We start from the raw sequence: 21,876 nt of genomic DNA, 5'->3' as shown, positions 1-21,876 counted from the left end.
CCTGCCTTCAGGCAGGGTCGCGCGTCACTGCTGGATGTCCAGCAGCTCGATCTCGAACACCAGCGCCTCGTTGGGGCCGATCCGTGGCAGGGCGCCACGTTGCCCATAGGCCAGTTGCGGCGGGATCACGACCCGCCAGCGGTCGCCCACATGCATGCGCGGAATCACGTCCTGCCAGCCCGGGATCACCTTGTCCACCATGAAGCGGACCGGCGCACCGTGCGCCCAGGTGCTGTCGAACTCGGTGCCGTCAACCAGCATGCCTCGATAGTTCACGGTCACCTGGCTGGTGACCTTGGGGGTGGCCGTACCGTCACCCTTCTTCATCACCGCGTACTGGATGCCCGAGGGTAACTGGATCACGCCAGGCTGCTGCCGATTGCGCTCCATGTACTCAGTGCTCTTGCGCGCATTGGCCTCGGCGATGCGCTTGTATTCGGCCAGCGCCTTGGAATGCATTTCCTCGTCGAGCCGCTGCAGCTGGTCGTGCATGTCCTGCATGGACACGGAGGGCTGCTTCTTCGAATAGGCGTCCTGGATCGCCTTCTGCAGTGTGGGAATGTCCACGTCCGGCTCGCCGTTCGCGAACTGGCTGCCGATCTGGAAACCGATCGCATAGGACAACTTGGTCTTGTCCAGCCGGACTCGTGATGCGTCAGGCGAGGCGCCGCCATCCTGCGCATGCGCCATCGCACCCCACAGCAGGATGCCCAGAGCCAGCCAACGCAGTTGTGCCATGCCTATCTCCATTGCAGCGCGAACTTGAAGGCGACACTGACTAAGTATCGTCGTCGTCATGATGCCTGGAAGGCCCACAGGTTGTGCCGTGTGGCGCCGGCAAGACTGGCTGTCTTGCCTAGCCTCGCGGCGCAGCCTGTGGGCCTTCCAGGCATCACCTCGTCCCTTGCATTTCAACATGCTGGGGCCAGCCCTGTCTGTCCGCATACCTTCGGTCCGTCGTCTCGACAGCCAGCGAGGCGGCCTTCGCCAACAGCCCTATGGTCTCCGAACAGACAGGGCTGGTGACGGCGACGATACTTAGTCAGTGTTGCCTTATCCATCGTAAGCGGTCCGGGCCTATCGTGCAGCGAACGCCTCTCAAGCGGGGCGCCCCTGCTGAGAACACCGGGAGTCCCAAAGGTTCCCACTGGTACCATAGCGGCTTTACCTGTGGAGTGAGGCCATGGCCTACCGGAACCTGGAAATCACCAACCGCGGCGCGGTGCGCACGATCACCGTCAACCGCCCGGACAAGCTCAACGCGCTCAATCGCGAAACGCTCAATGAGCTGACCCTCGCCTTCACCCAGGCCGCCCAGGACGATGCCGTGCGCGCCGTGGTGCTGGCCGGTGCAGGTGAAAAGGCATTCGTGGCCGGGGCCGATATTTCCGAGATGAATGGCTACACCCCGGTCCAGGCGCAGGGCTTCTCGCGCGCCGGACAACGCCTGATGAGCCTGGTCGAGCGCCTCGGCAAGCCGGTGATCGCGCGCATCCAGGGCTTTGCCCTGGGCGGGGGCATGGAACTGGCCATGTGCTGCCACCTGCGCGTAGCCAGCGAAAAGGCGAAGTTCGGCCAGCCGGAGATCAACCTCGGCCTCATCCCCGGCTTCGGCGGCACGCAGCGCCTGCTGCGTCTGGCCGGCCGCGCCGCCGCGCTGGAACTGTGCCTGCTCGGCGCACCGATCAGCGCGCAGCGCGCCTATGAGCTCGGTGTGGTGACCCGCGTAGTGGCGCCCGAAGCGCTGGACGAAACTGTCAATGCCATGGCCGACCAGCTGGCCGCGTCCGCGCCGCTCGCCGCGGCCGGCATTCTCGACGCCGTGCTGCAGGGTGGCGAAACCAGCATCGACCAGGGCCTGGAGTTTGAAACGCAGGCCTTCGCCCTTGCCTTTTCCACGGAGGATATGCGCGAAGGCACCACCGCGTTCCTGGAAAAGCGCAAGGCCGAGTTCAAGGGCCGCTGAGAAAAGCATGACGGCCAGGCGAATGGCCTGGCCGTCATGGGTAGCTGCAACAAGTATCGATCGCTGCGGATCGGCGGCGATCAATGCCCGCCGCGGTACTTCTTCTCGCCTGCCGTCACGGCCAGGTCCATGCGGTTTTCCGGCGGCGCCAGCGGACAGGTCGCGTACGGCGTGAACGCGCAAGGCGGGTTGTAGGCACGGTTGAAATCGAGCACGACCTTGCCGTCCTTGGGCAGGTCGGCATAGAGGAACCGCGCCGCGCCATAGGTTTCGCGGCCGGAGGTGCGATCGGCGAGCACGAAGAACAGCGTATCGGGCTCTTCCTGGATCGGCATGAGTTCGTAGGTATGGCCATCGCGATGGAAGACCGCCTTGCCTGGCACCTTTTCCTTGTTGATGGTGCCAAGCACCGAACCGATTTCCAGCTCATGCGGCGGATCGAACGGCACCCAGTCCGCCACGATGCGCCACGAAGGATCGGCGGGGTAGTAATCCAGTCCGGCGAAATGCTTCCGCGTTTCCGCATCGCTGTCCTTCACGCGCAGCGCCTTGCGGCCATCACGCTCGATCACCAGGAAGCTCGCGTTGCCGAACGCCACCACCGAAGGACCTGCATCACCGGCATGCATGTCATCGACCAGATCGGCTTCATGCACCGCCTTGCCGTCGACTGTCGCGCCGCTGTCCTTGTCCAGCGCGATATGCAACGCACCGCCCTTCGCCAGGGTCACCACGCCAAGATGCGCAGGCCCTGCCTTGAGCACGATGTCGTTGTCGGCGGCGCTACCCACCCGATTGGCGCCCTCCTGCAACCAGTCCAATCCGATCAGGCTGAGCCAGCCATTGGGTGCGGTGAGACCGGCCAGGCGCGTCGCGCGCCACTGGGCAATCTGCTGGGAAAAATCGCTGGTATCGGCGGGGGTAGCAGTCTGAGCTTGCACGGTGGCAACTCCAAGGCTCAAGGCAAAAGCGAGAACGGCGGTACGCAACATGGCAGGCCCCGTCGGAACGAGGTTCCGAGTATGGCCGTCCATTTGCCGGCGTGGCAAGCAGCACCGCCCAACGGTGAGAACGCATCACTCCTTCATGTGGGAGCGCATCCTGTGCGCGACAAGCCCCCTCATAGCGAAAAAGGGGCCGTCGCGGTCGCGCACAGGGTGCGCTCCCACAGGTGTCCTGCCCACTCAGCGTCCGCGCAGGAACAGCCGGTCCAACTCGGGCAGGCTCAGCTGCGTCCAGGTGGGACGTCCGTGGTTGCACTGGCCTGAGCGCTCGGTTGCTTCCATTTCACGCAGCAGGGCATTCATTTCCGGCACCGTGAGACGCCGCCCTGCACGCACCGAGCCATGACAGGCCATGGTGGAGAGCAGTTCGTTCTCCAGTTCCTGCAATCGGCGCGAGCTGCCGTGCTGTGCAAGCTCGGACAATACATCGCGACACAGTTGCGCGACGTCGGCGCCTTCCAGCAGCGCCGGGATGCGTCGCACCACGACGCCGGAGGGGCCACTGCGCGACAACTCCAGCCCCCAGTCAGCCAGCGCGTCGGCGTGCTCTTCGGCGGCAGCGGCTTCCTTTGCGCTCACCGACACGTTCAACGGCACCAGCAACAACTGTGACCGCAGGTTGCTGCAGGCGCGACCTGTCTTGAGCTTTTCGTAGGTGATGCGCTCGTGCGCTGCGTGCATGTCCACCAGCACCAGGCCGTGCGCATTCTCGGCAAGGATGTAGATGTTCTTGAGTTGCGCGATGGCGAAACCGAGCGGCGGCGCTTCGTCATCGCTGGCCTCGGGCATCGGCGCATTGGCGGCAAAACCCAGGGATGCAGAAGGAGTAGCGGGTTCACCCAACAGCGCGGCGTAACCCGCCAGAGGCTCGTCGCGTACGCCAAGACTCAGACGGCTCTGGCTGAAGGCATTCGGCCACGCCGGTGCCGACGGCGCCGAAACGGACGAGAAACCGTAGGACGGCTGGGTCGCGGTGACGATCGGCTCCTGCGTTGGCGTGCCGACGCCCTGCCCTGCACGCGTCTGCGCCAACGCCTCATGCAGCGTGCGGAACAGGAAATCGTGGACCAGCCGCTGCTCGCGGAAGCGCACCTCGTGCTTGGCCGGATGGACATTCACATCCACGCCTGCCGGATCGAGTTCGAGGTAAAGCACGAACGTCGGATGACGGCCATGGAACAATACGTCCGCATAAGCCTGCCGTACCGCATGCGCCACGACGCGATCGCGGACCAAGCGTCCGTTGACGTAGAAATACTGCGAATCGGCCTGCGATCGCGATGCGGTCGGCAAGCCAACCCAGCCCGAGAGATGCAAGCCCGCGGCAGCATGGTCGATGCGCAGGCTCTGCGCCGGAAAATCCTCGCCCAACACTTCCGCCACGCGCTGCAAGGCGGCACTTTCATCGCGCGCGGCCTTGAGGATACGTACCGGTTTGCCGTTATGGCTCAGGCGAAACTCCACCGAACGACGCGCGAGTGCCAGCGACTTCAGCAGATCATCGATATGCGCGAACTCCGTGCGCTCTGCGCGGAGAAATTTCCGGCGCGCCGGTACGTTGTAGAACAGGTCGCGCACTTCGACGCTGCTGCCCTGCGGATGCTGTGCAGGACGCGCCGCCTGCATCTTGCCGCCGTCCACTTCGATGCGGAACGCGGCCTCCTGCCCCTGTGCGCGCGAGGTCAGCGTGAAGCGCGCCACCGACGACACCGAAGCCAACGCCTCTCCACGGAAACCCATGCTGGCCACGTGCTCAAGATCGTCGAAGCTGCCGATCTTGCTGGTGGCGTGGGACGCCACGGCTAGTTGCAGTTCGTCCGGCGCGATGCCGCACCCGTCGTCGCGCACACGGATCAGTCGTGCACCGCCCTGCTCGATGTCGACTTCGACGCGCGTGGCACCGGCATCCAGGCTGTTTTCTACCAGCTCTTTGACGACGGACGAGGGGCGCTCGATGACTTCGCCGGCGGCAATCTGGTTGATGAGTTCGGGAGGAAGGGGGCGGATAACAGGCATCGGTGAAGCTTAGAGCCTGCCGCCCGGCGGCGAAAGCAAAAGCGCCGCCCGAAGGCGGTGCCACCTGCACTCCCCCAACGCTGGTGTATCAGCTGGACGGAATGGCCAACGTCATGCCGACGCGGACGCTGCTGTCGCTGTCCAGCCGGTTGGCGCTCTTCAAGGCATTTATGCTCACGCCGTACTGGCGGGCGATGCTGCGCAGGCTTTCGCCGCGCTCGACGCGGTGCATGTCGCGCACGCCGTCGTCGGCCCGCGAGCTATCCGATTTGGACGCCATCGCCTGCGCCACGGCCTTGGTGGCCTTGGTCGAGGTGTCGTCGTCCCCCTGAGAGGAAGCGACCGCCGTCGCCACGCCGTTGCGACGCGCTGCCTGCGCGGCAAACCAGCTGCCAGGCGGCGGCGTGGCTTCGAAATAGCCGCGCACGCCATTCATCACCGCAGTCGCCAGGCGCGACTGGTGCGAGGGATCGCGCAGCTTGCGCTCCTCGTCCGGATTGCTGATGAACGCGGTCTCGACCAGGATCGAAGGCACGTCCGGCGAGCGCAGCACCACGAAGTTCGCGCGCTCGACGTAGCCACGATGCGTGGGGCCGAGATTACCCAAGGCCTTCAGCACGTTGCCGGCCACCGTTTCGCTGGCTTGCATCGAATAACCCTGCTGCAGGTCGAGCAGCACCGCGGCCAGGCCGTCGTTCTTGTCGTCCAGCGTCACGCCACCAATCAGGTCGGCGCGGTTCTGGCCGTCCGCCAGCCAGCGGGCCGCCATGCTGGTCTTGCCGCGCGGCGACAGCACCCAGACCGACGAACCCTTGGCATCGCCGTTGATGAAGGCGTCGGCGTGGATCGAGATGAACAGGTCGGCCGAGTTGTTACGGGCGATCTGGTAGCGCTGGGCCAGCGGGATGAAGAAGTCCGCACTGCGCGTGAGTACCGCGCGCATGCCCGGCTGCTGATTGATCTGGTCAGCCAACTGGCGCGCCACGGCGAGCGTGACGTTCTTTTCCAGCGTGCCGCCCGGACCGTGGGCACCCGGGTCATCGCCGCCGTGACCGGCGTCGACGGCGATTACCACCTTGCGCTCACCATTCAACATCGCGGCGGCCGCACGGGTGGAGGCCATGCCGCTCTGGGTGGGCTTGAGCGAGGACTTGGCGACGCTGCGGGACGCGACAACCGGCTCGGGAGCCGGCGGCGGAGGCAGCGTTTCAGCCACCGGGGCCGGAGTGGAATCGCTGTCGCTGCTGTCGTCGCTGTCGCTCGACGGCGCTGCAGGCTTGGGCGTCGACTTGGCCGACGCGACCTCGTGCCCCGGATACAGATCGACCACCAGCCGGTAGCCGTATTCGGCCTGCGGGCTGAGTACGAAGCTCTTCACCGTGGTGGCCGGATCGACCTTGGCCGTCAACCGGGCGCTGCTGCCCTGTTTGGTACCACTCAGGCCCTTGTACAGACCCTGGGCGGCCGGCGAGCTGAAGCTGCTGCTGATAGAGCTGCTGTCCAGGTCGATGGTGACCTGGTCGCCATCCTGCTTGATCTTGTAGGTGACCGGGCCGGAGACATCCAGCACGACGCGGGTGTACTCGGAGCCCGCCCATACGCGGGCCGACTTCACGTCGGCCGCCTGCGCGACGCAAAACGGGGCCAGGGCCATCAAGGCCACGGCGCCTAACCAAGCAGGATGCGTCCTATATCCCTTCATGGAGCGGAATTGAAGCCCAGAGCACCGCCGAAAGCAAGAGGTTTTCCCTTGAATATCCATAACCTGCACGAGGTTTGTCAGACTGCCTCCAGCTATCGGCCGCAACCCACGCAAACTGAAGGCTTCGGCACCAAGGCATTGCCCGAGCCTAAAATCTCAAGAATGGCAGATACTTAGCTTGCAACAGGAGCTTGGGTGACGGCCTCAGCCGAGGCTCAGGCGAGCCTGGAAACCACCCGGCGGCCACGTTCGGTACGGGGCTCCATCAGCGCCTTCCGGCCCAGGCCGGCATAGCCGAGGTGGATGATCAGATCCGGTGTCGGCAAGGCGCCAGCACCCCGCTCCGGCCATTCCACCAACACCAGCGCAGCTGGGTCGGACAGCGCGTCCAGGCCCAACCACTCCAGCTCGCCGGGATCGGCGATGCGATAGAGGTCGAGGTGCCAGGCCGGCTGACCCTGCGCCCTATAGGACTCGACCAGGCTGTACGTTGGGCTCTTGATCCGCTCACCCACGCCCAGTGCACCCAGTAGCGCGCGGGCAAAGCTCGTCTTGCCGGCACCCAGGTCACCGTGCAGATAGACCACCAGACCTCCGTCCAGCGCGCCGGCCATGCGATGGGCCAGCGCCGCCGTTGCCGCTTCGTCCGGAAGCTCCCAACCGTGTCCCGTCATGATTCCCGTCCGTTGAGCAGCAGCCTGAGGGGTTCCAGCAAGTCGCTGGCAAGCAGGCCACGCTCGCCATGCTGCCGCGCGGCGAGATCGCCGGCACGTGCGTGCAGGCCCACGCCAAGGGAGGCAGCCTGCCACGCGTCACATCCCTGGGCCAGCAGGGCCGCCACGATGCCGGTGAGCAGGTCGCCCATGCCACCGGTGGCCATGCCCGGGTTGCCCCAGCGGCACACCGCGACCCGACCGTCCGGATCAGCCACGAGGCTCCCCGCCCCCTTGAGGACGACCACCGCGCCGTAGCGGCTTGCCAGCTCGCGCACCGCGGCGAATCGATCCGCCGCGATCGCGGCCGTATCGCACCCGAGCAGGCGCGCCGCCTCGCCCGGATGCGGCGTCAGCACGGTGGGGCCCGCGAAAGGCCGCGGCTCAAGCGCCAGCAGGTTCAGCCCGTCTGCGTCCAAAACCATCGGTTTCCCCGCGTCCAGCGCGGTCACCCACAGCGCATGCCCCCAAGCGCCCTGCCCCAGGCCCGGCCCCACGGCCAGTACCGTGGCTCGCCGCAGCAAATCGTCCAGCGCCTGCGGCCCGTGGACCTCATGCGCCATCAGTTCGGGCCGCGCGGCATTCAGCGCCGGCAGATGCTCGCCGCGAGTCGCGACGCTCACCAGTCCGGCGCCAGCGCGCAAGGCGGCCTCACCGCACAACCGGATGGCGCCAGCCGTGCCGTGGTCGCCGCCGATCGCCAGCACGTGACCGTTATCGCCCTTGTGCGCCTGCCTTGGCCGCGCCGGCAGCGTGGCGGGTTCCATCAACTGCGCATCGGCCCGGGAAGCCTCCCACAGCGCTTCCGGTAGCCCGAGCGACTCCCATTGCACATGACCGACATGACCCGGCGCGAAGCCCGTGTAGAGCCCGCGCTTGGCGGCGATGAAAGTGACCGTGACGTCCGCGCGGATCGCCTCGCCCGGCACGGCCCCCGTATCGGCATTGACGCCGGAAGGCACGTCGAGTGCGAGCACGGGTTTCCCGGTGGCGCGGATGTGCTGGACCAGCGCGGCCACGTCGGGCGCCAGCGCACGCTGCAGCCCCGTGCCGAACAACGCATCCACCTGCACATCCGACTCGGGCAGCGCGAGGTCATCGCGCCAGGCATGCACGATACCGCCGCCATGTTCGTATTCGTGCCGCGCACGTACCGCATCGTCGCCACGGCTGTCGCCGAGCGCGATCACTTCGGCCTGCAGCCCGGCCTCACGCGCCAGCGCCGCCAGCAGGAAGCCGTCGCCACCGTTATTGCCGGGACCGCAGTACACGCCGATGCACCGGGCATGTGGCCAATGCTGGCGAAGACACACCAATGCGGCGGCGGCCGCACGCTGCATCAGCTCATAACCGGGTATGCCAAGGACATCGATGGCACGGCGATCGAGCGCACGCACCTGGTCGACGGTGTAGAGCTCATGGCGATGGACGCTGGCAGTCATGCGGGAATTATAGGCATGCCGTGCGAAGGCTCCACGCGCTTAACGCCTACAATAGGCGCATGCCCGCCGCCCAGCACACATCGACCGACTACGCCGCACTCGCCCGCGACATCAAGCAGTGGGCGCGCGAGCTGGGTTTTGCCGATGCGGGCATTGCCGGCACCGACCTCGGCGAGGACGAGCTGCATCTCAAGCGCTGGCTCGATGAAGGCCATCACGGCGAGATGGATTACATGGCGCGCCATGGCGACAAGCGCAGCCGTCCGGATGAACTGGAACCAGGCACGGTGCGCGTCATCACGGTGCGCATGGATTACGTGCCACCCGGCACGCGCAACGCGTGGAACGTGCTGGAGGACGCCGAGGCAGGCTACGTGGCTCGCTACGCGCTGGGCCGCGACTATCACAAGCTGATGCGCAACCGCCTGCAGAAACTGGCCACCCGCATCCACGATGCGATCGGCGATTTCGGCTATCGCGCCTTCGTCGATTCTGCTCCCGTGCTGGAAAAGGCCTTGGCCCGCAATGCCGGCATGGGCTGGATCGGCAAGCACACGGTGCTGATCAACCGGCGGGCCGGTTCGTATTTCTTCCTTGGCGAGCTCTATACGGATTTGCCGTTACCGATCGACGAGCCGGCCAGCGCGCATTGCGGCAGTTGCCACCGCTGCATCGACATCTGTCCGACGCAGGCGATCATCGCGCCGTACAAGCTCGATGCGCGCCGCTGCATTTCCTATCTCACCATCGAGTTGCGCGGCAGCATCCCCGAGGAGCTGCGTGCGCCGATGGGCAACCGCATCTTCGGCTGTGACGACTGCCAGCTCATCTGCCCGTGGAACAAGTTCGCGCAGGACGCCACCGAACCCGACTTTGCTCCACGCCATCAGCTCGATGGCGCGAAGCTGGTGGAACTGTTCGCCTGGAGCGAACAGGAATTCCTGCAACGCACCGAAGGCATGGCGATCCGCCGCACCGGTTACGAAGGTTGGTTGCGCAACATCGCGGTTGCACTGGGCAACGCGCCAACGACGCCGGACGTGCGGAAGGCCCTGCAATCCCGCGCCGACGATCCCTCGCCGATCGTGCGCGAGCACGTCGCATGGGCACTGGCCAGGCACGTCGGCTAGGCCAGCCCGGAAATCCTGCTTAGCGGTTGTGCTTGGCGAGCGTCAGCCGCCGCTCGTGGATGGTTTCGAGCAAGGCCTGGGTCGACAGGTCGAACGCCGAAGCATCGCCACCTTCGTTTTCCAGCGCCGGCAGGATCTGCCGCGCGATGGACTTGCCCAGCTCCACGCCCCACTGATCGAACGCGTTGATGCCCCACAGGTGGCCGAGCATGAACACCTTGTGCTCGTAGAGCGCAATCAGCGCACCCAGGCTCTCGGGCGTGAGCTGGTCGAGCAGGATCACCGTGCTCGGGCGATCGCCCGGAAAGGTGCGCTGCGCCGCAAGGACGCGACGCTCGTCATCGCTGCCCTGCTTCGCCTCGGCCAACGCTTCGTCGAAGGTCTTGCCCAACGCCAGCGCGGCGGCTTGCGCGAGCAGGTTGGAGAGCAGTGCGTCATGGTTGGCGGCGAGATGATGCGCCGGCTTCACCACGCCGATGAACTCCAGCGGCACCACGTCGGTGCCCTGGTGCAGTGCCTGGAAATACGCATGCTGCGCATTGGTGCCGACACTGCCCCACACCACCGGCGAGGTGGATTGCGTCACAGGCTTGCCCTGCGGCGTCACCTGCTTGCCAAGACTCTCCATCTCCAACTGCTGCAGGTAGGACGTGAGGTCCATCAGCAGGTCCGCATACGGCACGACGGCACGGCTGGTGCGTCCCTGCGCGTTGCGGTTCCACAACTCCACGAGGCTGAGCAGCACCGGCAGGTTCTCCTGCCACGGCGCCGTGCGGAAGTGATCGTCGATGAGCGCCGCGCCCTTCAGCAGTGCGTGGAAGTTGTAGCTGCCGATGGCGATCGCCAGCGAGAGACCCACGGCGGACCACAGCGAGAAGCGGCCACCGACAAAGTCCCACATCGGATACACCTGCGCAGCCGGCACGCCCCAGGCTTCGGCTGCAGCGACGTTCGCACTGACGGCAAGGAAGTGGCGCGACACCGCAGCGACATCGCCGTTGTATGCACGACTGATCCAGTCACGCATCACGTTGCCGTTGAGCAGCGTCTCCTGCGTGGTGAAGGTCTTGGAGACCACCACGACCAGGGTGCGCTTGGGATCGAGCTGGTGCATCAGCTCGTAGGCCGATTGGCCGTCCACATTGGTGAGGAAGTGACTGCGCACGCCCGGCACGTGATACGGCTCCAGCGCGCGCACCGCCAAGCGCGGTCCGAGGTCGGAACCGCCGATGCCGATGTTGACCACGTCGGTGATGCCCGGCGCCACGCCGAAGGCCGAGGCATCGCCCAGGCCGATCGCATGCACCAGGGCATCGATACGTTTCAGGGTTTCAGCGATTTCGTCCAGCGCCTCGCGAGGAGCGGGCGACGGCAGCTTGGAGCCACTCGCGCGCAGCGCCGTATGAAGCACCGCGCGACCTTCAGAAGTATTGATGGGCGCGCCGGCGAACATCGCATCGCGCGCGGCCTGCCAGCCGCTGGCCTCGACATGGGCGCCGAGGGCATCCAGCGCCTTGTCGTCCAGCTTCTGCCGGCTGAGATCCAGCAGCAGCGGTCCCACGCGGTGTCTCAGGCGTTTGCCGCGTACGGCGTCCTTCAGCAATTCACGCAGATGGGTGCGTGCGAGACGGTCGACGTGCTCTGCCAGGAAGGACGAACGTAGCTCGGGCGACATGGGTGCTCATGCTTGGCGGGAGGGAACGCCGATCTTACGCAGCTTTCCGCGTCCCATGCCAGCAAATTGTTGCACCGCAACCACGTCCCGCCGTTGGCGGGGCGCGAGGTATTACGCCGCAGCCATCTGCTTGGGGATGGAGCGATTGGTGTGCGAGATGCGATTGTTCGCGTCCACGTAGACCAGGGTCGGCTGGAACTGCTCGACTTCGGCCTCGGACAGCTGGGCGAACGCGGCGATGATGATCAGGTCGCCCGGCTGCGCACGATGAGCGGCGCTGCCGTTCACGGAAATGATGCCGGAGCCTTCCTCGGCGCGCAGCGCATACGTCACGAAGCGCTTGCCGTTGTTGATGTTCCACGCATGGATCTGTTCGTACTCGCGAATGCCGGAGGCATCGAGCAACAGGCCATCGATCGCGATGGAGCCTTCGTAATGGAGCTCGGCATGAGTCACCGTTGCACGGTGGATCTTGCACTTGAGCATGTTCAGGTTCATGACTTCACTTATCCGGCAGGTACGGCCCGCTTAGCGCGCCATTATCCGGCCGGGGCACGTCGCGCTGCAACATGGCCCGGCCTAACCCCCATATGGGGATGCTCAGTCGAACGGCAAGTTGTCGATCAGGCGGGTGGCGCCCAGGCGAGCGGCGATCAGCGCCACCAGGCCTTCGTGCTCACCATCGGCGGGCTCGGCCAGGTCCTCGGAGCGACGGATGGCGGCGTAGTCCACCTCGAAGCCCGCCCGGCCCAGCTTGGAAGCCGCCGCCTGCTCGACCACGGAACGGGCATGGCCCTTCGCGACCAGGTCGCGCATCTGCAGCAGGGTGGCGTGGATCTGCGGTGCCAGGGCGCGATTCTCGGGCGACAGGTACTGGTTGCGCGAGCTCAGGGCCAGGCCGTCCTCGGCACGCAGGGTCGCGGCGGCCATGATCTTTATCGGCAGCGACAGGTCGCGAACCATCCGCTCGATCACCTTGAGCTGCTGGAAATCCTTCTGCCCGAATACGGCCAGGTCCGGCTGCACCAGGTTGAACAGCTTGCAGACCACGGTGGCGACACCATCGAAATGGCCCGGGCGGTGCGCCCCTTCCAGCGTCTCAGTGAGCAGTGGCACGTGGATGCTCACGCTGCTGGCGGCGCCGAATGGGTACAGCGTGGTCACTTCCGGCGCGAACAGCAGGTCGCAGTCTTGCTCGGCGAGGCCGACCTGATCCTGCACCAGGGTGCGCGGATAGCGCTCGAAATCCTCGTTCGGCCCGAACTGGGTGGGATTGACGAACACGCTCGCCACCACGCGATCGGCACGGGCACGGGCCAGCTTGATCAACGAATGATGGCCCGCGTGCAGGTTGCCCATGGTGGGCACGAAACCCACGGTCTGGCCTTGGCCGCGCCAACCGCGGATCACGGCGCGTAGCGCCGCGGCGTCTTGCACTGTTTGCATGGGTGCTCTGCTCTATGGCTTCAGTCGAAGCTGTGTTCCTGAGCCGGGAAGGCGCCGCTGCGCACGTCCTCGGCATAGGCCGCGATCGCCGCAGCCACCGAGTCGCGTCCTGCGAGGAAATCCTTGCTGAACTTCGGGCGCTTGCCCGGGGTAACGCCCAGCATGTCGTGCAGCACCAGCACCTGGCCATCGCAATGCGGGCCGGCGCCAATGCCGATGGTCGGGATGGAGACGGCGCGCGTGATGCGCTCGCCCAGGGCCGTCGGGATACCTTCCAGCACCAGCAGCTCGGCACCCGCCGCTTCCACGGCCTCGGCCTGCGCCACCAGATGGTCGGCCGCATCCTGGGCGCGTCCCTGGATGCGGAAGCCGCCGAACTTGTGCACCGACTGCGGCGTAAGGCCGAGATGCGCGCACACCGGAATGGCGCGCGCGACCAGCGCGGAAATCGCATCGAGGATATGCGGCGCGGCGCCTTCGATCTTCACCATCGCAGCACCACCCTCGCCCACCAGCTGAGCTCCCGCTTCGAGCGCATGCCCCACGTCGCGGTCGGCCATGAACGGCAGGTCGGCGACCAGCAGGGTCGAGTTCAGGCCACGAGCCACGATGCTGGTGTGATAGACCATGTGGTCCAGCGTTACCGGCAGCGTGCTGGAATGCCCCTGTACCACCATGCCGAGCGAATCGCCCACCAGGGCGACGTCCACGCCGGCCATTTCCAGTTGCGCGGCGAAGCTGGCGTCATAGACGGTCAGCATGACGATACGGCGACCATCCGCCTTCATGGCACGCAGCGACGGCACGGTAACCGGCTTGCGTGAGGGTGCGTTCGCTTTCTGCGCGTACACAAAGGTTCCTTGAGGCGGAAACAGACGCCGATTATCTCGTGTGGGACGTGAAGGGCTCAAGGCAGGCGTTCAAGCCCTGCCGTATCCAGCATCGCCAGCAGGTCCGCCACGCGGCCCTGGCCCGGAAGCGCCAGGTCCGGAGCGAGATCGTTCAGCGGTAGCAGCACGAACGCGCGGTCGCGGATGCGCGGATGCGGCAGCGAGAGCCGCTCGTCGTCCAGCGCCACGCCATCCATGTGCAGGATGTCGAGGTCGAGCGTACGGGGGCCCCACCGCTCGCCATCACGCACGCGGCCCGCGGCGCGCTCGATCGCCAGCAAGGCATCGAGCAAGGCGTGGGGGGACAGCGTCGTCCCGACTCGTGCCACCGCATTGACGAACGGGGGCTGCTCGAGCATCCCCCAGGGCGGCGTCAGGTACAGCGGCGAATGGGCCAGCAACTGCGTCCCAGGCAGGCGCGCCAGCGCATCGAACGCGCCCAGCACGTGGCCGCGCGCATTACCCAGGTTGCTGCCCAGCGCGATATAGGCTTCGGTCACGCCTGGTCCGACTTGTTGCCGGACTTGCCGGAGGGCTTGCGGCGACGGCGCTTGCGCGGCTTCGTCGGCGCGGCAGACTCCGTCGACGGCCCGGACGACGTGCCGGCCAGCGCGGCCGCCAGGGTTTCGTGCGGCAACTGCTGCGCATGCGCCCACCAGTCACCCAGTTCCTTGACCGCCGGCGACTCGGCCGCACGCAGCACGAGGAAATCGAAGGCAGCGCGGAAGCGCGGATGCGCCATCAGGCGGAACACGCGCTTGCGTTGCACCTGTTCGAAGCGCGGCTGCAGCGCCCAGATTTCTTCCATGGTGAGAGTGAAGCGCCGCGGTATGGCCACGCGCTGGCACTGCTCGCCGATCACATGGACGGCTGCGCGCTCCCACGCCGCATTGGGCTCCAGACCCTTGGTGATCCAGGTATGCGCCAGGTCGCGCACTTCGCCCCACAGCAACACGGCAAACAGGAACGCCGGCGTGACCGACTTGCCTTCGGCCACGCGTGCATCGGTATTGGCCAGGCCCTGCTCGACCAGCGCGCGCAACGCATGGTCGCCGCGCTTGAGTGCGCGCGCCGTGGCCGGGAACATGAACTTCAACAGCCCGGTCTGCTCGAGCATGTGGAAGCTCTTGAGGCCATGACCTGCGAGGAACAGCTTGAGCGATTCGTCGAACAGGCGTGCCGGCGCGGCTTCGGCGAGCAGCGGACCGAGTTCGTCGAACGGCGCGGCCGCCTTGGCGTCGATGCGGAAGTTCAGCTTGGCCGCGAGGCGCACGGCGCGCAGCATGCGCACCGGGTCCTCGCGATAGCGCGTGGCCGGATCGCCGATCAGGTGCAGCACGCGACCTTCCACGTCCTGCATCCCGCCGACGTAGTCGCGCACCGAGAAATCACTGATGTCGTAGTAGAGCGCGTTGACGCGGAAATCGCGGCGCAGCGCGTCCTCTTCGACGGTGCCCCACACGTTGTCGCGCACGATGCGGCCATCGACGATATGGCGATCGCCCTCGCCCTCTTCCTCGCCGGTGCCGCGGAAGGTGGCGACCTCGATGATCTCCGGCCCGTACACCACGTGGGCGAGGCGGAAGCGGCGACCGATCAGGCGCGAGTTGCGGAACAACTTCTTCACCTCGTCCGGCGTGGCATTGGTGGCCACGTCGAAATCCTTCGGGTGCCCGCCCAGCAGGAGGTCGCGCACGGCGCCGCCCACCAGATAGGCCTGGAAGCCGGCCTCGTTGAGCCGATAGAGCACGCGCAGCGCTGCCTTGCTGATGTTCTTGCGCGAGATCACATGCTGCTCGCGCGGAATGATGCGCAGTGCAGGCTTGGCGTTGGTCCTTGCGTCTTGACTCAAGCGGTTTGGATCCTTGCAGGCGCTACGCGCCGTTCTAAGCGATCATTCGCGGCAGGGTTGCCGCATCCACATCCCACCATAGCCTAGTGAGGCTGGCGAGACCGTTTCGCGGAGGGCCGGAACACGGCCCCGGGCATTGCCGGGCGAAACAATTCCGTTATACTAGCGCGCTCCGGTGCATTTCGCTCCCTTCGTCTAGTGGCCTAGGACACCGCCCTCTCAAGGCGGGAACACGAGTTCGAACCTCGTAGGGAGCGCCACTTCCGGCCTGGCACGGGCCGCAGCCCTTCAGAACAGGCCGCGACAGCATGACTTTTGTCGTCACCGACAACTGCATCAAGTGCAAATACACCGATTGCGTCGAGGTTTGCCCCGTCGACGCCTTCCACGAAGGCCCCAACTTCCTCGTCATCAATCCGGACGAGTGCATCGACTGCACCTTGTGCGAGCCGGAGTGCCCGATCAACGCCATCTATCCCGAAGACGACGTGCCTGCCGGGCAGGAATCGTTCGTGGCGCTGAACGCGGACCTGGCCAAGAACTGGCCGGTGATCACCGAGCGCAAGGACGGCCTGGCCGATGCCAAGGACTGGGAAAACAAGCCCAACAAGATCGATCTGCTCGAGCGCTGAGTGCTGCTTGAAACCAAGGCGGCGAATTCCACGAAACCAGCCGCCCCATGAAAAAAGCCGCCCAAGGGCGGCTTTTTTGCGGGTTTGCTAAAGACTCAACCGCCGCCGAGGCGACCCTTGAGCGTGTCGATGACCTTCGCCACCGCCGCCGCGTCGCCCTGTGCGCGCACTTCGCTCGCCTTCTCGCCGCTGCTGCTGATGGTCAGCTGCACCTGCTTCGGCGCGGCACCCGGCGCGTCCGCGGTCTGCTTCGACTTACCGTTGAACATGCTGCTGAAGAAGCCCTTCTTGTCGGTCGGCTCATCCGAAGCCATCACGCTCAGCGAATAGGTGTGCGCGTCGTCGTCATGCGCCACGACCTGGCCGATGTCGCCCTTTTCGAGCGTCTGCGCCACGCGGCGGTAGGTGTTCTCGACGGTGTCGTTCAGCACGAAGCCGTCGGCGATCTGGTTGCCACCCTTGCCCACGTTCGCCGTGGCACCGTTGGACGTGGGGTTGTTGGCGCCCTGCTCGGGGATCACCAGCGCGGCGTTGCTGGACGGCGTGTCCAGGCCCGGCGGGATTTCAAGCGGTGTTTCCTGTTTGGCGGTTTCCCAGGCCTTCTGCGAACGGAACATGCCGCAGCCGGAGAGCAACAGGGCAGACACGGCCAGGATCGGCAGGGCCACGACAAGCGGGGATTTCTTCATGTAAGCAGATTCCGTAGGATTATCAGGTGCCCGAAACGTCAGGCCGCATTCGCCAAGGATGCCAGAGCCGCCACCGCTTCGCGAAGTCGCGCACGATCCGGCCCCTCTTCCAGTTCCACCAGGGGCAGACGCGGCGACGCCAACCCCAGCCCGAGCGACGGCAACCCCGCCTTGACCGCAATCGGATTCGGCGCGCAGTTGAGCGCCTGCACCAACGGTTCCAGGACGGCGTCGCAACGCTGCGCCTCGAGCCGGTCCCCGGCCGTGGCGGCGTCGCACAACATGCGGAACGCACGAGGCGCCAGATTGGCTACCACCGAGATGGTACCGGCACCGCCTGCGAGCATGGCCTTGCAGGCCGTACCGTCATCGCCGGACAGATAGACGAAATCCGGGCGCGCAAGTTCCGCACAGGCTCGGATGCGCTCATCCGTGGAGAGGGCTTCCTTGATGCCGATGATGGCCGGGTGATCGCGCAACAGCGCCATCGTCTCCGGCAGCAGATCGCACGCGGTGCGGGTCGGCACATTGTAGAGCACGACCGGCAGGCCGCCCTGCTCGGCCACTTCCAGGAAGTGTCGGCGCAGGCCTTCCTGCGTGGGACGCACGTAATACGGCGCCACCACCAGCGCCGCATCGGCGCCCAGCGCCTTGGCGCGACGGGTCAGGGCCACGGTCTTGGCCGTACCGGCCTCGCCCGTGCCGGCGATCACCGGGATGCGCCCGGCAACGCGTTCCACCGCAAAAGCGAGCAGGCGGTCGTATTCGTCATGCTCGAGCATGTGCGCCTCGCCGGTGGACCCGGCGACGACCACACCTTCCGTGCCGCCGGCGATCTGGAAGTCGAGCAGGCGCCCGAATGCCTCCAGATCGAGTGCCCCGTCCGCCGTGAACGGCGTCGCCAGGGCACAGATGCTTCCACGAATGTTCAAGACCCACTCCGGCCAAAATCCAAGCCCTGCATATTACTTGCGGCTTTGCGGGGGCGACAAGTAAGCTCGGGAGACCGATCGTCCCCCGCCGCTGCGGGGGCTGCCACAGGCGGATCTCCTTGAATCGTTCCTCCACGCGTACCGGCACTGACAACCAGCTGCTGATCCAGACGCTGACCCCCTCTCCGCGGACGCCGCTGCTCACGCTGGCCAAGCGCATCGCCGAGGCCGGCTGCAACCTGGCCGACGCACGGGTCGCCACCCTTGGCCCGGACACGTCGCTGACGCTGCTCGCCACGGGCGCATGGGACGCGGTGGCCAAGCTGGAATCCGCCCTGACCAAGCTGGCACGCGACGAGGACCTGCGCCTGGTGCACTACCGCACCGGTCCGCGCGAGCATCATTCGCACCTGCTGCCTTACCTGGTCGAAGTCATTTCGGCCGATCGACCGGGCATCCTGGTGAAGATCATCGATTTCTTCGACCGCCGCGACATCGTGATCGAACAGCTCAGCTCGCTGCGCTACCAGGCCATGCAGACGGGCGCGGACATGTTCCAGGCGCAGATCACCATCGGCATTCCGGCAGCGACGCACATCGCCGCGCTACGCGACGATTTCCTGGAATTCTGCGACGGGTTGAACCTCGACGCGATCATGGATCCAGTGAAGTTCTGATCCACGCGTTAGCTGCACGCGACGCCGTGAAATCCGTTTTTGCGGGGCCGGCATCGGGTCCTTGAGAATGCCCCTTGGCGACATCCCACGCAAGGGCTTTCATTCGTCGTCGCAAGCGCTAGTCTCTGTCTCCAGGCAGTACCGGAGAGCGCGCATGCAACGAGCGGATCGAGCGGCACCGATCGCAGGGCACTCGCTTCCCGCCGGCACGTCTCCACTCGCTGCCCGTTTCCCCCTCGATTCCCGCCATGCGTCGAAGCCGGTCCCGGCTTCGCAGGAGAACCCATGCCCGAAGTTGGCAAGAAAGCCCCAAAACTCAAAGGCCTTACCGGTGACGGCAGCGAGCTGAAGCTCGACAGCCTGAAGGGCCAATGGGTCGTGGTGTACTTCTATCCGAAGGACAGCACGCCCGGTTGCACCAACGAAGCGAAGGATTTCCGCGACCTGTACCCGAAGTTCCAGAAGCGCCACGCGCAAGTCATCGGCGTATCGCGCGACTCGGTGAAATCGCACGCCAACTTCGCCACCAAGCAGGAGCTGCCGTTCCCGCTGGTCTCCGACCCCGACGAAACCTGGTGCCAGGCCTTCGACGTGATCCACGAGAAGGTGCTGTACGGAAAACGTCACATGGGTGTCGTACGAAGTAGCTTCCTGATCGATCCCGAAGGAAGGCTGGTCCAGGAATGGCGAAACGTGAAAGTCACCGGACACGCCCAGGCCGTGCTAGACGCCATTCCCGCCAAGTGATCGACGCCCCCGCCTCCCGCCGTGTTTCCCGTCGCCGCCCGCGGCGATCGGGAAACGCCGCGCTCGGCATCCCGGCCCTGACGGCCGGCTTCCCGCGGCGTACCCAGCGCCGCAGTTCACTCACCTCGCACGCACAAGAGGTTTCTTCCGTATGACCGGAAGCAAGCGCATCTACGCTCTCGACACCAATGTCCTGCTGCACGATCCGACCTCGCTGTTCCGTTTCGAAGAACACGACATCTTCATACCCATGACGGTGCTGGAGGAGCTGGACGACAAGAAGAAAGGCGGCTCGGAAGTCTCACGCAACGGCCGCCAGGTCAGCCGTTTCCTCAATGAACTGATCGAGCATGGCAACGGCCATGGCATCAGCAACGGGCTTGAACTGATCAACCCCGAGGGCGTCAACCTCAAGCGCGGCAACGAAGTGGGCCGGCTGTATTTCCAGCAGCGCACCACCAACGGCCACGGCAAGGCGGATAACCTGATCCTGTCCGCAGTGATCGAGCTGCGCGACCAGAACCCCGATCGCGCCGTGGTGCTGATCACCAAGGACATCAACCTTCGCATCAAGGCCAAGATCTACGGCATTCATGCGGAGGACTACCAGAACGATCGCGCACTCGACGATTTCACCCTGCTCTATACCGGCTCGACCGAGCTCTCCGAGGATTTCTGGGACCGCCATCCGGAAGTGCAGTCGTGGAACGAGCGCGGGCGCACCTTCTACAAGCTCGACCGGCATGAAGACGAGGACTGGTACGCCAACCAGTGCCTGTTCCTGCCCGGAGACAACAGCGTGGAACTACGCGTGCTGCGCGTGGACGACACCAAGGCCACGCTCGTGCTGCTGGATGACCACAGCCACGCGAACCACGGCGTGTGGGGCATCGCCGCACGCAACCGCGAGCAGAATTTCGCGCTCAACGTGCTGATGGATCCCGACGTTGATTTCGTCACCCTGCTCGGCACCGCCGGCACCGGCAAGACCCTGCTCGCGCTGGCAGCGGGCCTGGCGCAGGTGATGGATCAGCAGCGCTACCGCGAAATCATCATGACGCGCGCCACGGTGTCGGTCGGCGAGGACATCGGCTTCCTGCCCGGTACGGAGGAAGAAAAGATGACGCCGTGGATGGGTGCGCTCACCGACAACCTCGAAGTGCTCGCCAATCCCGAGGAAGGCGGCAGCTGGGGACGCCAGGCCACCAACGACCTGCTCGCTTCGCGCATCAAGATCCGTTCGCTGAACTTCATGCGCGGCCGCACCTTCCTGTCGCGTTACCTGATCATCGACGAAGCGCAGAACCTCACGCCCAAGCAGATGAAGACGCTGATCACCCGTGCCGGCCCCGGCACCAAGATCGTGTGCCTGGGCAACGTGGAGCAGATCGACACGCCCTACCTCACGGAAACGACGTCCGGCCTCACCTACGCCGTGGACCGCTTCAAGCACTGGGAACACTCGGCGCACATCACCCTGCGTCGCGGCGAACGTTCGCGTCTGGCGGATTTCGCCTCCGAGGCGCTGTAAGCTCGCGGGATGTCTCGCACATCCCCACCCATCGCCCTCACCATCGCCGGCTCCGACTCCGGCGGTGGTGCGGGTATCCAGGCCGATCTGAAGACGTTCCACGCGCGTGGCGTGCATGGCTTGTCCGTCATCGCGGCGATTACGTCGCAGAACACCCGCGGCGTCACGGCGGTGCACACGGTGCCGCTCAAGCACATCCACAGCCAGCTCGAAGCGGTGTTCGATGACTTCCCCATCGGCGCGGTGAAAACCGGCATGCTGGGCAGCGCATCGGTCACGCGACTGGTGGCCAAGGACATGCGCACGCGCAAGCCGGCATGGCTGGTGGTGGATCCGGTGATGATTTCGACCAGCGGCGCGCGCCTGCTCGACGAAGACGCCGTGCAAGCCATGGTGGACGAACTGATTCCTCTCGCAGACATACTGACGCCGAACTTGCCCGAAGCCGAGGCACTGCTCGGGCGCAAGCTGCGCAGCCCCAAGGATTACGACAAGGCCGGCGAGTCGCTGCTGGGCCTGGGTGCGACAGCGGTCCTGTTGAAGGGGGGGCACTCCAGCGAACGCGAAGTCGTGGATCGCCTCTACGACGGCCGCGGCGTGATGGAGCTGCGCCATCCTCGCCTCCCCATCGAAGGCCATGGCACCGGCTGCACGCTGGCCTCTGCCATTGCCGCGGAGCTGGCGAACGGGCATCCGCCCCGCTCCGCCGTTCGCCGCGCCGTGGCCTACGTCCACCGCGCCCTGGCGCGAGGCTATCGCCCTGGCGGCGGCCCGGTGCACGTGCTCGGCCACTGAATCCGCCCCGTAGCTGAACCGGACCGCGGGCCCGGGG

The 21,876-nt window shown here is 65.8% G+C and carries 21 protein-coding genes and 1 tRNA gene; 8 read left to right on the top strand and 14 right to left on the bottom strand.

The window, feature by feature from the left end:
- Positions 1 to 24: 24 nt before the first annotated feature.
- Positions 25 to 738 (bottom strand): BamJ family beta-barrel-assembly machinery protein, encoded by a 714-nt coding sequence (gene bamJ, locus EPB08_RS17395; RefSeq protein ID WP_165418526.1) that lies wholly within the window; start codon positions 736 to 738, stop codon positions 25 to 27.
- Positions 739 to 1,183: 445 nt separating this feature from the next.
- Here bamJ and EPB08_RS17390 point away from each other — a divergent pair, with 445 nt between their 5' ends.
- Complete coding sequence (locus EPB08_RS17390) at positions 1,184 to 1,966, top strand: enoyl-CoA hydratase/isomerase family protein (protein WP_130620369.1); 783 nt, start codon at positions 1,184 to 1,186, stop codon at positions 1,964 to 1,966.
- An 80-nt stretch (positions 1,967 to 2,046) separates the two neighbouring features.
- Here EPB08_RS17390 and EPB08_RS17385 read toward each other — a convergent pair whose 3' ends face one another.
- From EPB08_RS17385 to EPB08_RS17365, 5 genes are all read right to left on the bottom strand, one after another.
- On the bottom strand, positions 2,047 to 2,958 hold the full coding sequence (locus EPB08_RS17385; RefSeq protein WP_130620368.1) for a DUF1684 domain-containing protein: 912 nt from the start codon (positions 2,956 to 2,958) through the stop codon (positions 2,047 to 2,049).
- A 192-nt stretch (positions 2,959 to 3,150) separates the two neighbouring features.
- Positions 3,151 to 4,986, bottom strand: a complete 1,836-nt coding sequence (mutL, locus tag EPB08_RS17380; protein WP_130620367.1) for a DNA mismatch repair endonuclease MutL — start codon at positions 4,984 to 4,986, stop codon at positions 3,151 to 3,153.
- Positions 4,987 to 5,074: 88 nt separating this feature from the next.
- Positions 5,075 to 6,640, bottom strand: coding sequence for an N-acetylmuramoyl-L-alanine amidase (locus tag EPB08_RS17375; RefSeq protein WP_229238413.1), 1,566 nt, complete (start codon positions 6,638 to 6,640; stop codon positions 5,075 to 5,077).
- 263 nt (positions 6,641 to 6,903) lie between these two features.
- Positions 6,904 to 7,362, bottom strand: coding sequence for a tRNA (adenosine(37)-N6)-threonylcarbamoyltransferase complex ATPase subunit type 1 TsaE (gene tsaE / locus EPB08_RS17370; RefSeq protein ID WP_130620365.1), 459 nt, complete (start codon positions 7,360 to 7,362; stop codon positions 6,904 to 6,906).
- A complete protein-coding gene (locus EPB08_RS17365; protein ID WP_130620364.1) occupies positions 7,359 to 8,843 on the bottom strand; it encodes an NAD(P)H-hydrate dehydratase in 1,485 nt (494 codons plus the stop codon). The genes tsaE and EPB08_RS17365 overlap by 4 nt, the downstream gene beginning before the upstream one ends.
- Before the next feature lie 59 nt (positions 8,844 to 8,902).
- Between EPB08_RS17365 and queG the strand changes: the two genes are divergently transcribed.
- The gene (gene queG / locus EPB08_RS17360) at positions 8,903 to 9,973 is read left to right on the top strand and encodes a tRNA epoxyqueuosine(34) reductase QueG (protein WP_130620363.1); all 1,071 of its coding nucleotides are present in this window, start codon (positions 8,903 to 8,905) and stop codon (positions 9,971 to 9,973) included.
- A gap of 19 nt (positions 9,974 to 9,992) precedes the next feature.
- On the opposite strand, the gene pgi is transcribed toward queG, so the two are convergent.
- The 6 genes from pgi to pcnB all read right to left on the bottom strand — a co-directional run bounded on the left by pgi (position 9,993) and on the right by pcnB (position 15,836).
- On the bottom strand, positions 9,993 to 11,648 hold the full coding sequence (gene pgi / locus EPB08_RS17355) for a glucose-6-phosphate isomerase (protein ID WP_130620362.1): 1,656 nt from the start codon (positions 11,646 to 11,648) through the stop codon (positions 9,993 to 9,995).
- A gap of 111 nt (positions 11,649 to 11,759) precedes the next feature.
- Complete coding sequence (panD, locus tag EPB08_RS17350; RefSeq protein ID WP_130620361.1) at positions 11,760 to 12,146, bottom strand: aspartate 1-decarboxylase; 387 nt, start codon at positions 12,144 to 12,146, stop codon at positions 11,760 to 11,762.
- A 102-nt stretch (positions 12,147 to 12,248) separates the two neighbouring features.
- Positions 12,249 to 13,094: a pantoate--beta-alanine ligase gene (gene panC, locus EPB08_RS17345; RefSeq protein WP_130620360.1), complete on the bottom strand. Its 846-nt coding sequence runs from the start codon at positions 13,092 to 13,094 to the stop codon at positions 12,249 to 12,251.
- 20 nt (positions 13,095 to 13,114) lie between these two features.
- Positions 13,115 to 13,945 (bottom strand): 3-methyl-2-oxobutanoate hydroxymethyltransferase, encoded by an 831-nt coding sequence (panB, locus tag EPB08_RS17340; RefSeq protein ID WP_130620359.1) that lies wholly within the window; start codon positions 13,943 to 13,945, stop codon positions 13,115 to 13,117.
- 56 nt (positions 13,946 to 14,001) lie between these two features.
- A complete protein-coding gene (folK, locus tag EPB08_RS17335; RefSeq protein WP_130620358.1) occupies positions 14,002 to 14,484 on the bottom strand; it encodes a 2-amino-4-hydroxy-6-hydroxymethyldihydropteridine diphosphokinase in 483 nt (160 codons plus the stop codon).
- Positions 14,481 to 15,836: a polynucleotide adenylyltransferase PcnB gene (pcnB, locus tag EPB08_RS17330; protein WP_130620357.1), complete on the bottom strand. Its 1,356-nt coding sequence runs from the start codon at positions 15,834 to 15,836 to the stop codon at positions 14,481 to 14,483. The genes folK and pcnB overlap by 4 nt, the downstream gene beginning before the upstream one ends.
- Positions 15,837 to 16,020: 184 nt before the next feature.
- On the opposite strand from pcnB, the gene EPB08_RS17325 reads away from it, so the two are divergent.
- Together EPB08_RS17325 and fdxA are read left to right on the top strand one after the other, a co-directional pair.
- Positions 16,021 to 16,096: transfer RNA gene (locus tag EPB08_RS17325), tRNA-Glu, on the top strand.
- A 48-nt stretch (positions 16,097 to 16,144) separates the two neighbouring features.
- Positions 16,145 to 16,468, top strand: a complete 324-nt coding sequence (gene fdxA, locus EPB08_RS17320) for a ferredoxin FdxA (RefSeq protein ID WP_130620356.1) — start codon at positions 16,145 to 16,147, stop codon at positions 16,466 to 16,468.
- A 95-nt stretch (positions 16,469 to 16,563) separates the two neighbouring features.
- On the opposite strand, the gene EPB08_RS17315 is transcribed toward fdxA, so the two are convergent.
- Positions 16,564 to 17,157 (bottom strand): hypothetical protein, encoded by a 594-nt coding sequence (locus EPB08_RS17315; protein ID WP_130620355.1) that lies wholly within the window; start codon positions 17,155 to 17,157, stop codon positions 16,564 to 16,566.
- 38 nt (positions 17,158 to 17,195) lie between these two features.
- On the bottom strand, positions 17,196 to 18,089 hold the full coding sequence (gene dapA / locus EPB08_RS17310; protein ID WP_130620354.1) for a 4-hydroxy-tetrahydrodipicolinate synthase: 894 nt from the start codon (positions 18,087 to 18,089) through the stop codon (positions 17,196 to 17,198).
- Positions 18,090 to 18,202: 113 nt separating this feature from the next.
- Here dapA and EPB08_RS17305 point away from each other — a divergent pair, with 113 nt between their 5' ends.
- The 4 genes from EPB08_RS17305 to thiD all read left to right on the top strand — a co-directional run bounded on the left by EPB08_RS17305 (position 18,203) and on the right by thiD (position 21,839).
- Positions 18,203 to 18,766 (top strand): glycine cleavage system transcriptional repressor, encoded by a 564-nt coding sequence (locus EPB08_RS17305; protein WP_130620353.1) that lies wholly within the window; start codon positions 18,203 to 18,205, stop codon positions 18,764 to 18,766.
- Between the two features lie 285 nt (positions 18,767 to 19,051).
- Positions 19,052 to 19,513 carry a peroxiredoxin gene (locus tag EPB08_RS17300; RefSeq protein ID WP_130620352.1) on the top strand — a complete coding sequence of 154 codons (462 nt, stop codon included), beginning with the start codon at positions 19,052 to 19,054 and terminating at the stop codon, positions 19,511 to 19,513.
- A 151-nt stretch (positions 19,514 to 19,664) separates the two neighbouring features.
- Entirely contained in the window at positions 19,665 to 21,044 is a 1,380-nt protein-coding gene (locus EPB08_RS17295; RefSeq protein WP_130620351.1) for a PhoH family protein, read from the top strand.
- Between the two features lie 9 nt (positions 21,045 to 21,053).
- Entirely contained in the window at positions 21,054 to 21,839 is a 786-nt protein-coding gene (gene thiD, locus EPB08_RS17290) for a bifunctional hydroxymethylpyrimidine kinase/phosphomethylpyrimidine kinase (RefSeq protein WP_130620350.1), read from the top strand.
- The last annotated feature ends 37 nt before the right edge of the window (positions 21,840 to 21,876 follow it).

This window comes from Dyella amyloliquefaciens, assembly GCF_004296575.1.
GTDB classification, from domain to species: Bacteria; Pseudomonadota; Gammaproteobacteria; order Xanthomonadales; family Rhodanobacteraceae; genus Dyella; species Dyella amyloliquefaciens.
The sequence above is the reverse complement of the archived record's forward strand: the minus strand, read 5'-3'. Positions and strand labels throughout refer to the sequence as shown.

What these genes read in the sequence shown, in the direction of transcription:
- panD (WP_130620361.1), bottom strand. Translation starts at nt 12,146, where the DNA reads ATGAACCTGAACATGCTCAAGTGCAAGATCCACCGTGCAACGGTGACT.
- EPB08_RS17385 (WP_130620368.1), bottom strand. Translation starts at nt 2,958, where the DNA reads ATGTTGCGTACCGCCGTTCTCGCTTTTGCCTTGAGCCTTGGAGTTGCC.
- EPB08_RS17295 (WP_130620351.1), top strand. Translation starts at nt 19,665, where the DNA reads ATGACCGGAAGCAAGCGCATCTACGCTCTCGACACCAATGTCCTGCTG.
- EPB08_RS17390 (WP_130620369.1), top strand. Translation starts at nt 1,184, where the DNA reads ATGGCCTACCGGAACCTGGAAATCACCAACCGCGGCGCGGTGCGCACG.
- EPB08_RS17300 (WP_130620352.1), top strand. Translation starts at nt 19,052, where the DNA reads ATGCCCGAAGTTGGCAAGAAAGCCCCAAAACTCAAAGGCCTTACCGGT.
- fdxA (WP_130620356.1), top strand. Translation starts at nt 16,145, where the DNA reads ATGACTTTTGTCGTCACCGACAACTGCATCAAGTGCAAATACACCGAT.
- EPB08_RS17315 (WP_130620355.1), bottom strand. Translation starts at nt 17,157, where the DNA reads ATGAAGAAATCCCCGCTTGTCGTGGCCCTGCCGATCCTGGCCGTGTCT.
- queG (WP_130620363.1), top strand. Translation starts at nt 8,903, where the DNA reads ATGCCCGCCGCCCAGCACACATCGACCGACTACGCCGCACTCGCCCGC.
- mutL (WP_130620367.1), bottom strand. Translation starts at nt 4,986, where the DNA reads ATGCCTGTTATCCGCCCCCTTCCTCCCGAACTCATCAACCAGATTGCC.
- pgi (WP_130620362.1), bottom strand. Translation starts at nt 11,648, where the DNA reads ATGTCGCCCGAGCTACGTTCGTCCTTCCTGGCAGAGCACGTCGACCGT.
- EPB08_RS17365 (WP_130620364.1), bottom strand. Translation starts at nt 8,843, where the DNA reads ATGACTGCCAGCGTCCATCGCCATGAGCTCTACACCGTCGACCAGGTG.
- panC (WP_130620360.1), bottom strand. Translation starts at nt 13,094, where the DNA reads ATGCAAACAGTGCAAGACGCCGCGGCGCTACGCGCCGTGATCCGCGGT.
- bamJ (WP_165418526.1), bottom strand. Translation starts at nt 738, where the DNA reads ATGGCACAACTGCGTTGGCTGGCTCTGGGCATCCTGCTGTGGGGTGCG.
- tsaE (WP_130620365.1), bottom strand. Translation starts at nt 7,362, where the DNA reads ATGACGGGACACGGTTGGGAGCTTCCGGACGAAGCGGCAACGGCGGCG.
- thiD (WP_130620350.1), top strand. Translation starts at nt 21,054, where the DNA reads ATGTCTCGCACATCCCCACCCATCGCCCTCACCATCGCCGGCTCCGAC.
- EPB08_RS17375 (WP_229238413.1), bottom strand. Translation starts at nt 6,640, where the DNA reads ATGGCCCTGGCCCCGTTTTGCGTCGCGCAGGCGGCCGACGTGAAGTCG.